The sequence below is a fragment of the Robertmurraya sp. genome, from assembly GCF_036676585.1.
In the GTDB taxonomy this organism is placed as follows: Bacteria; Bacillota; Bacilli; order Bacillales; family Cytobacillaceae; genus Robertmurraya_A.
Genome location: NZ_JAKFCQ010000031.1, coordinates 73,361 through 84,917, shown reverse-complemented (window position 1 = coordinate 84,917; position 11,557 = coordinate 73,361). Strand labels below are relative to the sequence as shown.

Below are 11,557 nucleotides of genomic sequence, written 5' to 3'. Positions count from 1 at the left end.
ACATTCACCACCCATCATCACATTCATACACTGTACGTGAAGTGGATGCCCTTCATCCATTTAAAGCTAAAGAGAGAAGAAGTAGGCTTACAATTTAAAGAGAATGAGGATGATGTGAAGTGACAAGGAAAATCCCCGCAGGTTACAAATCAAAGCTCGATTTACTTCAAACGGAACAAGCGATAAAAAAGGTGAAGGATTATTTTGAAAGTAATTTGGCTGAAGAATTGAATCTGATTCGCGTATCGGCACCGATCCTTGTAAAGGAAGGGAACGGCATTAACGATAATTTGAATGGTGTGGAAAGAATGGTTTCCTTTGATGCTCTTGATATAGAAGATACACAAATCCAAGTGGTCCAATCATTGGCCAAGTGGAAACGACTGGCTCTGGCGAAGTATGGAATTGGCTTGGGCAAGGGATTGTATACTGATATGAATGCCATTCGCCGCGACGAAATACTCAGCAATCTTCATTCCCTGTATGTGGACCAATGGGATTGGGAAAAAGTCATTACAAAAGAACAACGCAATGTCCAAACCTTGCAAGCGGAGGTTCGAAAAATTTATAATGTGCTTCGATCTACAGAGATTTACCTTAATGACTTTTTCCCAGAACTAACACCATCACTTCCGATGAATATTCATTTTGTCACTACACAGGAACTCGAAGATCAATATCCAGAGTTAACACCAAAGCAAAGAGAAGATATAGTTGCAAAGGAATACGGTGCCGTGTTTATCTCTCAAATTGGCGGTGAGTTGAAGTCAGGCAGCAAACACGATGGCCGCTCACCAGATTATGACGATTGGACGTTGAATGGAGATATAGTCCTTTGGAATCCTATTCTTGAAATGGCTTTTGAAGTGTCTTCTATGGGGATACGAGTAGATGAAGAAGCCTTGAAACAGCAGTTAAAACTAGCGGGTGCTGAAGATCGTGCACAGTTAGAATTTCACCAAGCCATTTTAAATAAGGAAGTTCCTTACACCATTGGTGGAGGAATCGGCCAATCAAGATTATGTATGTTTTTCCTGCAAAAAGCACATATTGGTGAGGTTCAAGTGTCCATATGGAATGAAGAGATTTTACAATCTTGCAGAGACGCAAATATTCAACTGCTGTAGCTGTCGAAGTCCCAATAAGCGTGCCCTTATTGGGACTGTTTTTATGCCGTTTTGGCCCTTTTCTAAACTCGAGTCATTATAATCGTGACAAGAGCCAGCTCCTTCAGACACTGTAATTTTGGGTAGGGTGTATTGTACAAACAAAAGCTAAAAAGAGGAGGTGACTCAATGGAGAGCCATGAAATTATAGATTTAAGAGAACTGAATGCCTTTAAGGTGGCATGCTTAGCGGAGGCGTAACAGGTACAATGAGGGAAGAAGAATTAAAAAAGCTGATTGAACAGGCAGATCTTGCTGTTTACCGAGCGAAAGAAATAGGACGAAATCAAGTTGGGACGATGAATTAGGTCACTCTCTAAAAACTAGAATGGTAGAAATCTATTTTTAAGTTGTTACAAACTGGACGAATGATTTGTAATTGGCGAAAATAAGTTAAAGAAGTATTTCATTATCCAACAGTGAGATAGTAAGTACATAAAAAGAAAAAGAGCTGATACAATGAGTGTTATTTTAGCTTTACTTGCCGCTTTATTCGCAGCACTAACCGCTATTTTAGCAAAAATCGGAATTGAAAATGTGAATTCTAACCTAGCGACGGCTGTACGAACTGTTGTGGTATTAATCATGGCTTTTCTCATGGTTGTTATCACTAAGCAAATAGATGCCTTGTTTGAGGTTTCGAGAGAAGCACTGTTTTACCTCGTTCTGTCTGGGTTAACAACAGGACTTTCCTGGCTTTGCTTTTTCAAAGCGATACAAATCGGGGATGTATCGAAGGTCGTTCCCATTGATAAAGCAAGTGTTGTTTTAACGATTATTCTTTCGTTTATTGTTCTTCAGGAGCCAGCGACTACCCTTGTCGTAGCTGGAGGAGTAATTATCTCTGTTGGAACCTTCGTATTAATTGGAAGAAATAAAGAAAAGAAAAAAGTTCGAGTTGGTCAATCGTATATTTGGTTGGCGGTACTCTCAGCCATCTTTGCGTCTTTAACAAACATTTTAGCAAAGATCGGAATCGAAGATGTGGACTCAAACGTAGCCACCTTTATCCGAACCGTAGTTATCATCCTGTTTGCATGGGGCATCGTCTTTTTTCAAAAGACTGGCAAGGAGTTAAAAACCATTTCGAAACGATCGTACATATTTTTGATTTTATCTGGTGCCGCTACCGGACTTTCATGGCTATGTTACTTTGCAGCGCTCGCCTTCGGGAAGGTGAGTGTGGTCACACCGATTGATAAGTTCAGTGTCGTTATTACGATGGTGCTAAGTTTTATTATTTTGAAGGAGAAGCCGTCGAAAAATACGATTGCTGGAGCGGTATTGATAACGATTGGTACTGTTCTATTAATTTTGTAAGGCATTCGTTTGAATGTCTTTTTATTTTTTGTAAATTCAGTGAAAGGTGATTGACTTAAGGTTTAGAAGGTGGTATTTTTATTTTATCAAATAAAGTTCTCAATAAAGAACTTATAGGTGTTTCTTTTAGAAAAATTAGAAAGTGAATTTTTTTTGCAATAGATGTTCTTTAATGAGAACGGTGTGATATACATAAATACATATTGTCAGTAATTCAGGAGGAAATATGAGCGCAATTGCTGGAATCTTAAACCTTAACGGTGAACCCGTCTCAATTGAACAAAGCACTGGCATGATGAAAGCTCTAGAAAAATTTCCTGCCAACGACATACAAACCTGGCACAAAGATAATCTGTTCCTAGGCTGCCATGCTCAATGGATCACACCAGAATCCATTGGCGAACAGCTACCATTCTATGACTATGAAAGACGTCTGGCCATCACGGCAGATGCGATTATCGACAATAGGGAGGAGCTTTATCAGCTTTTACAGATTGATAGAGAAGATCGGAAGAAGATTACAGACAGTCAGCTGATTCTCCTTGCCTATCATAAATGGGGAGAGGAGTCGCCAAAATTCTTAGTTGGGGACTTTACCTATGTGATTTGGGATGAGAAAGAGCAGAAATTGTTTGGGGCTCGAGATTTTTCGGGTAGTCGGACGCTTTATTATTTTAGAAATGCATCAACATTTGTTTTTGCAACAACAATAGAGCCAATATTTACTACTCCTAGATTACAGAAGCAAGTCGATGATCTATGGCTTGCAGAATTTTTAGCAGTTCCAGATATGAATGATACTGTAGATACTTCTATTACAGCTTATAAAAACATTAAGCAATTATCTCCCTCACATACAATAAGTATTCGTAATAATGAAGTAAAGATTGAGAGATACAAAGTAATTAATTGTGATCATAAAACGAAATTTAATACAGATAGTGAATATATTGAAGCTTTTCGAGATGTGTTTAAAACTTCAGTAAACAATAGATTACGAACACACTTAGGTGTAGGAGCTCATCTAAGTGGAGGGTTAGATTCTGGAGCGGTAGTTAGTTTTGCTTCAAGGTCTCTAAAGGAACAAAAGAAGGGTTTACATACTTTTAGTTATATTCCCCCAAAAGATTTTGTTGATTGGACCTCAAATTCTTTTGCTGCAAATGAGAGTCCCTATATAAAGTCCACAGTTAATTTTGTTGGGAATATAGAAGATCACTACCTGGATTTTGAAGGTGAGAGCCCTATAAGTGAAATAGACAAAACTCTTTCTATTAATGAGATGCCTTTTAAATTTTATGGAAATGCCATTTGGATTAGGGGAATTTTTGAAGAAGCAAGAAAGAATAATATAGGGGTTCTATTAAATGGAGGTAGAGGTAATTTAAGTATCTCCTGGGGCCCAGGACTTAGTTATTATGCGGACCTTTTAAAAAAAATGCACTGGTTACGTTTGTTTAATGAATTGAACTTATATAGCAAAACTATGCAGGGAAGTAGGTATAGACTGCTTCCGGAGATTGGTAAAATTGCTTTTCCTACTGTTGGAAATATTATTCATAGAAACCAAGTTATTGAGTTTCCAGATTTAATAAATTCTAGTTTCGCTAATCAAACAAAAATATACGATAAAATTGCCCAATATGGAGTTGAAAGAATTAAAAAGCCATATAGCTTTAATATAAGTAATAGTAGAAGAAAGCACTTTGAAGAGGTATTCCCTTGGAATGCAACTGGTACAATTGGTACCAAGTTGTCACTATATAATTCATTATGGAAAAGGGACCCAACGAACGATATAAGGGTAATAAATTTCTGCTTGTCAATACCTGATGATCAGTTCATGAAGAACGGGTTTAATAGAGCTTTAATCCGAAGAGCAACACAAGGATATCTACCAGATAATGTTAGATTAAATCAAAAGGTTAGGGGAATACAAGCAGCAGATAGTATACATAGGATGAAACACGAATGGGATGCATTCATTTCAGAGTTAGAGTTGGTTATTTCCGATAGTCTAGTGAAAGAAATTACTAACATCTCTTTGTTAAAAAAAGCCTTAGAAGTTTTAAAAGAAGGTCCTAAACCTAGTCTGATTTTTGATTTAAACTTTACGATTTTGTTTAGAACACTAATAGTTTATAGGTTTATTAAAAAGATAATTTGAAAGGAGGTGATTATATTGGTTAAAAAGGAATGGCAACAACCATCTTTAGAGGTGCTTGATATTAAGGAAACAATGGCTTCTGGAGCGTGGGGTTCATTTGATGAAGGTTACAACGAAAACCTACCGCATGACGGGCAAACTGGCTACCACCACGTGTCTTAATACTTATTTATCAAGAATTCCAATACCCTTATACATGCAATTTTGTATAAGGGTTTTGAAATTAAATGAAAACTTGGAGTGAAATTAGTGATATCTACAGTGGGAAGAACTATGAATTATATAGCATTTGGCTTAAAAATTAGAAGCAATATCAAATTCCAAGAACTCTTTGAAAATACGATATCTAATGATCATGACATTGATGCTGCGGATGTAATGATTTTAAAAACTAATTCACAAGAGCAACCACTACTTACAAAAAACTGGTTATTTGAAGAAAACAGAGTTTTATTTAAGATAGAAAATATAGCAATTTTTGAAATAGAGGAAGGTAATAAGATTACGGTATACCCACTAGATGATTATAATGAAAGAATTGTAAAGTTATATATACTAGGAACATGTGTGGGAGTTCTACTTTTTCAAAGGAATATTCTCCCCTTACATGGTAGTGCTATTGCTATTGATGGAAAAGCGTATTTGTTTATTGGTGAACAAGGTGCTGGAAAGTCAACACTTGCAGCTACTTTCATCAAAAATGGTTATCAACTCATTTCAGATGATGTTATTCCTATTTCTATAAATGATGAACTAGTGCCTATGGTAATCCCCGCATATCCTCAGCAAAAGCTATGGGATGATGCTTTAAGTAATATAGGTAAAAAACCTGCAGATTTTCAATCTATTTATGGGAGAGAAAAAAAGTACTGTGTACCAGTTGTAGATAAATTTTGTTATGATCCTATGCCTCTTGGGGGGATATTTGAACTAAGGAAGACTGATAAAGAGCAACTTACAATAGATTCAATAAATGGTCTACAATGCTTAAACATATTAAGTATGCACACTTATCGCAACCAACTATTGAATAAAATGGGTTTAACAAACTGGCATTTTAGATGTATAACGCGGTTAGTAAACAATATCTCAGTATTACAAATTAAACGTCCTGAAGGGATTTTTACAGCAGAATTAATTAAATCAGAGGTTATTTCTACCATACTTAAAGAAAAGGAGATTTATCATGAGTGCTAGCATTAGTATCAATGATATTTTCAAGCAAAGTGAAGGGAATATCGTAAGTAATATGGGTCAAGAAAAGGTTATGCTAAATGTTGAAAAAGGAAAGTATTATAACCTTGGTGAGTTGGGCGGATTAATTTGGGAGTACATAGAGAGTCCGATGAGTGTAAAAGATTTATGTGAAAACCTAATGAAAGAGTATAACGTTGAAAAGGAAATTTGTGAAGAGCAAACACTTATTTTTTTAAACCATCTTTATACTGAAGGCCTAATTGAGAAACAACAGTTAATTGAACTACCATGAGGATTTTAAGAATGATCAAACTGTTTATATTAATGAACAGTAAAACTAAGAAAATTCTATTAGAAGCATTTCTTTTTTTAGCATGGGCAAGAATTATGAAAAGGAAGCCTTTTGGTGAGCTAGTACCTATACTCGGTCTTGAAGTGGATGAAACACCATCTGATATTCAGGAGTCAGAGAAGGATATTAGAGAAATATCAATAGCAATTCAGTTGGCAAGTAAGTATACATTTTGGGAGAGTATGTGTCTAGTTAGGGCGTTAGCAGGATTAAAGATGCTTGAGAGACGCAAGTTAGAAAGTACTCTATATCTAGGGACTTCAAAGGATAAGAATGGAAAACTAATTGCGCATGCTTGGTTGAGATGTGGAAGGATTTATATTAGTGGGCAGGAAACAATGAATGATTTTACAGTAGTTGGTAAATTTGCAAAAAAAATAAGATGTTTTGAAGGAGCCAATTAGTGAATAATTCAATCTTAAACATAAAAGGAGTTTCCGAGGAGTTATTACTAATAACAAATATAATTAATAGTAAAGCTCTTATTGATAACGAAGTTAAGGATTCTGTTGATTGGAATATATTTGTTGAACTTATCCTTCATCATAGATTACATCCATATATTTATCCAATATTAGAGAAGTATGATGGAGAAAAATTACCACCCCATATAAAAAGTAGACTGAAAAATTACTATGTGTACAACACATTCCAAATGTTACACCTATCAGGTGAGATGGATAAGTTGGCTAAAATCTTTATGAAAAATGACATTAAGTCAATCTTTCTAAAAGGACCGTTTCTTGGAAGTTTTATTTATGGTGATGTTAATCTTCGTACATCCAGTGATTTAGATATTCTCATATCTATAGATGAGTTAGAGAAGGTTGAGAGTTTGATAGTTAGTTTAGGTTTTGAAAAGGATGATTATATAAAGACGGTATTAAACGACTGGAAATGGAGACACCATCATTTTACCTTTATAAACCCAAATACAAACGTTAAACTTGAAATTCATTGGAGGTTAAATCCTGGACCAGCAAAGGAACCTACTTTCAAAGAACTGTGGGAAAGAAGGAAAAAGTGCCAAATATCTTCAAACTATGCTTTTCAATTAGGTGAGGAAGATATGTTTTTATTTTTAGTTACTCATGGTGCTAGACACGGGTGGTCAAGACTTAGATGGTTACTCGATATTCATTATTTAACTTCAAAAAATATCAATTGGGATGCTTCAATAGCTTACTTAAACAGGTATAAGTTAGTTCACCTAGCTGGGCAGGCACTAATTTTATCTAAGAACCTATTTAATACGAAAACTACCAATGAGCTTAGTTTGTTAATATCTGATGAAAAATCAAATAAACTAGCACAAGCAGCCATGTTTTATATAGAGAGAATGGTCAATTTACACTCTGATCCGTTACCACTAGAGATATCCAATTATCATAAAAAACACCTATTTGATTTAATGTCTCCTAGTCAAAAGTTTTTAACTTTACTAAGTCACTTACATCCTTATCCTATAGATGTTGAGACACTTCCATTACCAAAACAACTACATATTCTATACTTTCCGCTACGACCTCTATTATGGGCCTTAAGGAAAAAGAGTCTTAGTTGATTAAAGGAGCATTAAGATGAAAAGAATATTATATTTCACCAAAAAGATTCATCTATTTGCTGGAACAAAGTTATATTGGAACCTTATAGGTATGACATTGATTAGCTTAACAGAAGGGGTTGGGATATTTTTATTGATTCCCTTTTTAAGTGTATCGGGGCTTATGGAGTTAAATATGAAAGAAGAGTATCCCTTTAACTTGGTCAATGATCTCTTTGCTCATTTTCCTAATAGCCTTGGATTACCAATCATTCTAGGAACTTATATTCTAATATTAGTTAGTCATGCGTACTTTCAAAGAAAACAGATGCTATTAAGTGGAAAGATTCAACAAGGGTTTATTAGGCATCTCAGACAAGAAACGCACGAGGGAGTATTAAATGCAAACTGGGAGTTTTTCTTAGGGTCTAGAAAGTCAGATATAATAAATTCACTAACTACTGAATTATCCCGTGTTGCAGGTGGGACTCAAATGTTTTTACAATTTTTATCTTCTATCGTTTTTACATTGATCCAAATTAGTATTGCATTATTTTTGTCGGTTAAATTAACACTATCTATCTTATTACTAGGATTCATCCTTCTTTTATTTTCAAAGAAATTTCTGAGAAAAAATAGCAAACTAGGGGTTCAAACAGTAGAGTTATCAAAAACTTATTTAGGAAGTGTAAGTGACCAATTAAATGGAATTAAAGATATTAAGAGTAACAACTTAGAAATCAACCATACGAAATGGATTCATTCCATAAGTATGGATATTGAGAGTAACGTATTAGAATTACTTAGACTAAGAACAAACACTCAGTTTATTTTTAAGGTCTTTTCTGCTTTTATGATTGCAATTTTTGCTTATTTTTCAATTAATATGTTTCAGGCAGATTCAACTCATTTAATGTTAATCTTATTAATTTTTTCTCGATTATGGCCACGAATTACATCCATTCAGTTTAATTTAGAACAATTTAATACATTAATTCCATCTTTCGAAAATCTAATTAAGTTAAAAGAGGAAAGCACTGCTGCGGCAGAACTAATAGATGGTAATGAGACTGAAATAAAGAATATTGAAATAAAGAAAGAGATAAAATGCAATAATATTTTTTTTAGGTATGATCGAAGTAAAAACGTATACGCATTAAAGAGCATTAATCTTTCTATAAAGGCAAATCATACGACTGCTATTGTCGGACCATCTGGAGCAGGTAAGAGTACACTTGTTGATTTAGTAATGGGGCTTAATAAGCCAGAAACTGGGGAAATCTTAATTGATGGAGTACCTATTTCAAGGAATAAAATCTTCTCACTTAGAAAATCCATGGGGTATGTTCCACAAGACCCATTTCTTTTTAATGGATCAATAAGATCAAACCTTTTGATGGTTAAACCAAATGCATCAGAGGAAGAACTTTGGGAAGCTTTAGAATTTTCCTCAGCTGCCGATTTTGTTAAAGAATTACCTAAGGGGATTGACACTATTATTGGAGATAGAGGAATAAGGTTATCAGGAGGGGAAAGACAAAGAATAGTCTTGGCCCGCGCTATCCTTAGGAAGCCAACTATTTTAGTTTTAGATGAAGCAACAAGTGCATTAGACTCAGAAAATGAATGGAAAATACAAAAGACTCTTGAGAAACTTAGAGGGAAAATGACTATTATCATTATAGCTCACCGTTTATCAACAATAAAAAATGCAGATCAAGTCATTGTACTCGACCAAGGGCAAATTATTCAAATTGGAGAATATAATCAATTAGCCGGAGATAGAAAAGGTATGTTTAGTCATTTACTTGGAAAACAACTTGAAGCAACCCTTTAATATTTACACTTTCTTAAAGAAATTTAAATTAGAATTATGTTGACTTGTTCTCTTTAAAGAACTAATATATTTATTATAAAGAATATTAGTTCAAAAAAGAAGATTCCACACAGGAAATCTATTTTTTTGTAGCAGTTGTTCTTTATTTAGAACTATACAATACAAAGAGAACAAGGTGGTATGTATGGGGCGTTTTCAAAATGATCGACGCATGGCAAAGGAAATAAATTTAAAAGAGATACTCGGAGTTTTAAAGAAACGTGCTTGGATCGGAATAACCATCACTATACTAGCAGCACTGTTTGGTTATTTTTACAGTTCAATTAATCAAACAACGCTGTTATATAGTTCATCTACAAATATTATTATTAATGCTGATGGAGGACAACGAAAGACACTTGAAGTAATCATTAAGGACAAAACGGTATTAGAGAAGGTAATTACTCAACTTGGTATTGAAAGAACACCAGAATCTTTAGCTCAAAGTATACAAGTTGGAAGTATTGATGAGACTCAAGTGGTAAAAATCAGTGTAATTGATGTAAACCCTGTACTAGCAGCAGAAATTGCCAATACAACTGCTAGTGTCTTTATTCAAGAGATTCCTAATATTATGGATTTTGATGATGTTAGAGTACTCTCGGATGCACAGGTAAATCCAATCCCTATTAATGAGAGTAATGAAAATAAGATATTGGGGGCTGCTATTATCGGAGGAATTGTCATAGGGATTGGCTTAATATTCTTAGTTGACTCGCTTGATGAATCCATTCGCTCAGAGCAGGAGGTTGAGGAACTTCTAGAAGTCCCTATTTTAGGAAGTGTGTCCATAATGTCCAAAAAGAATATTAACAAAACCAAAAAGATAAACGTGAATAATCGAGGTGATTCTATTGGTATTTAGTAGACGTAAACAATTAACTAAGATTAAGAAAAGGAACTTAATTACCTACTCAAATCCTGAATCAATCATTTCTGAACAGTTTCGAACAATAAGAACGAATATTCACTTCCTAAATGAAGATGAGAAAAACAATTTGCTTGTGGTTAGCTCTCCAGGGCAATCTGAAGGAAAATCAACCATTATTGCTAATACAGCTATTTCCATTGCTCAACAAAAAGAAAAAGTCTTGCTTATTGATGGAAACCTTAGAAATCCAACTATTCACCAACTATTTAAAGTAACTAATGAAGTTGGATTGACAGATGTCTTAAGTGAGAAAACACCTCTTTGTGAAGCAATTACAAAATGTAATATCAATAATCTTGATTTATTAACAAGTGGACCTATCCCATTGGATCCTGCAGAGCTACTTGAATCAGAGAAAATGAAAGAATTGTTATCACATATAAAACCACTCTATGACCTTATTTTGGTTGATTCACCATCAGTACTTGAGGTAACAGACACCAAGGTACTAGCAAACTTGTGTGACGGAGTCATTCTAGTTGTACAAAAAGAAAAAACCAAATTGGAGGCAGCTCAAGAATCTAAGAAGGTTTTAGAATTTGCGAAGGCTCCTTTAGTAGGAGTAATTGTAAACCAAGTAAGCTAGTCTTTTTTTTTTGAATATTTCGTTCTCAATTAAGAAATTGTTGTTCACAATAAAACAAATGAAAGGTGATGTCTCCTTACCTATATCAATGGAGGCACTCGGTTATGCTGTGGGTGGAAAACCTTAGACGCGAGTCGTCGATAGTGTGATGTGAGGTGGGGTTAGATGCCCTGTTTTATTATTAAAAAACTTAACTATACGCTTTTACACAGAAAAACGTATAGTTAAGTTTTTTATTTTATTCCTAAGGAGTTCGATCAGTGTTGGGTAATATTGATAAGTTTCCGAAGTCACTTAAAAAGACGGTGAGGTACATAAAACAAGAAGCAACACGTGAGCAGCTAGAAGAAATTAGAAAGATCATTGACTATGCCATTCAACGAAGAAGTGTGACATTAGATTAAAAAGTAAGACGAATA

At 34.5% G+C, this 11,557-nt stretch carries 13 protein-coding genes; all 13 read left to right on the top strand.

Features of this window, described 5'->3' with window-relative positions; translation table 11 throughout:
* Positions 1-119 precede the first annotated feature (119 nt).
* The 13 genes from asnA (at position 120) to ACGLXV_RS03850 (ending at position 11,542) form a co-directional block, all read left to right on the top strand.
* A complete protein-coding gene (gene asnA, locus ACGLXV_RS03910) occupies positions 120-1,127 on the top strand; it encodes an aspartate--ammonia ligase (RefSeq protein WP_391557590.1) in 1,008 nt (335 codons plus the stop codon).
* Positions 1,128-1,348: 221 nt separating this feature from the next.
* On the top strand, positions 1,349-1,474 hold the full coding sequence (locus ACGLXV_RS03905) for a hypothetical protein (RefSeq protein ID WP_391557589.1): 126 nt from the start codon (positions 1,349-1,351) through the stop codon (positions 1,472-1,474).
* Between the two features lie 151 nt (positions 1,475-1,625).
* Positions 1,626-2,486, top strand: a complete 861-nt coding sequence (locus ACGLXV_RS03900) for an EamA family transporter (RefSeq protein ID WP_391557588.1) — start codon at positions 1,626-1,628, stop codon at positions 2,484-2,486.
* A 226-nt stretch (positions 2,487-2,712) separates the two neighbouring features.
* Positions 2,713-4,653, top strand: a complete 1,941-nt coding sequence (locus ACGLXV_RS03895) for an asparagine synthase-related protein (RefSeq protein WP_391557587.1) — start codon at positions 2,713-2,715, stop codon at positions 4,651-4,653.
* Positions 4,654-4,668: 15 nt separating this feature from the next.
* The gene (locus tag ACGLXV_RS03890; protein WP_391557586.1) at positions 4,669-4,815 is read left to right on the top strand and encodes a paeninodin family lasso peptide; all 147 of its coding nucleotides are present in this window, start codon (positions 4,669-4,671) and stop codon (positions 4,813-4,815) included.
* A gap of 111 nt (positions 4,816-4,926) precedes the next feature.
* Positions 4,927-5,850, top strand: coding sequence for an aldolase (locus ACGLXV_RS03885; RefSeq protein WP_391557585.1), 924 nt, complete (start codon positions 4,927-4,929; stop codon positions 5,848-5,850).
* Positions 5,840-6,142: a lasso peptide biosynthesis PqqD family chaperone gene (locus tag ACGLXV_RS03880; protein WP_391557584.1), complete on the top strand. Its 303-nt coding sequence runs from the start codon at positions 5,840-5,842 to the stop codon at positions 6,140-6,142. The genes ACGLXV_RS03885 and ACGLXV_RS03880 overlap by 11 nt, the downstream gene beginning before the upstream one ends.
* A complete protein-coding gene (locus ACGLXV_RS03875; protein WP_391557583.1) occupies positions 6,139-6,606 on the top strand; it encodes a lasso peptide biosynthesis B2 protein in 468 nt (155 codons plus the stop codon). Before ACGLXV_RS03880 ends, ACGLXV_RS03875 begins: the two co-directional genes overlap by 4 nt.
* On the top strand, positions 6,606-7,766 hold the full coding sequence (locus ACGLXV_RS03870) for a nucleotidyltransferase domain-containing protein (RefSeq protein WP_391557582.1): 1,161 nt from the start codon (positions 6,606-6,608) through the stop codon (positions 7,764-7,766). Before ACGLXV_RS03875 ends, ACGLXV_RS03870 begins: the two co-directional genes overlap by 1 nt.
* Positions 7,767-7,782: 16 nt before the next feature.
* On the top strand, positions 7,783-9,582 hold the full coding sequence (locus tag ACGLXV_RS03865) for an ABC transporter ATP-binding protein (protein WP_391557581.1): 1,800 nt from the start codon (positions 7,783-7,785) through the stop codon (positions 9,580-9,582).
* Positions 9,583-9,766: 184 nt separating this feature from the next.
* Positions 9,767-10,486: a YveK family protein gene (locus tag ACGLXV_RS03860; RefSeq protein WP_391557580.1), complete on the top strand. Its 720-nt coding sequence runs from the start codon at positions 9,767-9,769 to the stop codon at positions 10,484-10,486.
* Complete coding sequence (locus ACGLXV_RS03855; protein ID WP_391557579.1) at positions 10,476-11,138, top strand: CpsD/CapB family tyrosine-protein kinase; 663 nt, start codon at positions 10,476-10,478, stop codon at positions 11,136-11,138. The genes ACGLXV_RS03860 and ACGLXV_RS03855 overlap by 11 nt, the downstream gene beginning before the upstream one ends.
* A 260-nt stretch (positions 11,139-11,398) precedes the next feature.
* The gene (locus ACGLXV_RS03850) at positions 11,399-11,542 is read left to right on the top strand and encodes a hypothetical protein (protein WP_391557578.1); all 144 of its coding nucleotides are present in this window, start codon (positions 11,399-11,401) and stop codon (positions 11,540-11,542) included.
* Positions 11,543-11,557: the final 15 nt, after the last annotated feature.

What these genes read in the sequence shown, in the direction of transcription:
- ACGLXV_RS03895 (WP_391557587.1), top strand. Translation starts at nt 2,713, where the DNA reads ATGAGCGCAATTGCTGGAATCTTAAACCTTAACGGTGAACCCGTCTCA.
- ACGLXV_RS03905 (WP_391557589.1), top strand. Translation starts at nt 1,349, where the DNA reads ATGCTTAGCGGAGGCGTAACAGGTACAATGAGGGAAGAAGAATTAAAA.
- ACGLXV_RS03880 (WP_391557584.1), top strand. Translation starts at nt 5,840, where the DNA reads ATGAGTGCTAGCATTAGTATCAATGATATTTTCAAGCAAAGTGAAGGG.
- ACGLXV_RS03885 (WP_391557585.1), top strand. Translation starts at nt 4,927, where the DNA reads ATGAATTATATAGCATTTGGCTTAAAAATTAGAAGCAATATCAAATTC.
- ACGLXV_RS03900 (WP_391557588.1), top strand. Translation starts at nt 1,626, where the DNA reads ATGAGTGTTATTTTAGCTTTACTTGCCGCTTTATTCGCAGCACTAACC.
- ACGLXV_RS03875 (WP_391557583.1), top strand. Translation starts at nt 6,139, where the DNA reads ATGAGGATTTTAAGAATGATCAAACTGTTTATATTAATGAACAGTAAA.
- ACGLXV_RS03860 (WP_391557580.1), top strand. Translation starts at nt 9,767, where the DNA reads ATGGGGCGTTTTCAAAATGATCGACGCATGGCAAAGGAAATAAATTTA.
- ACGLXV_RS03865 (WP_391557581.1), top strand. Translation starts at nt 7,783, where the DNA reads ATGAAAAGAATATTATATTTCACCAAAAAGATTCATCTATTTGCTGGA.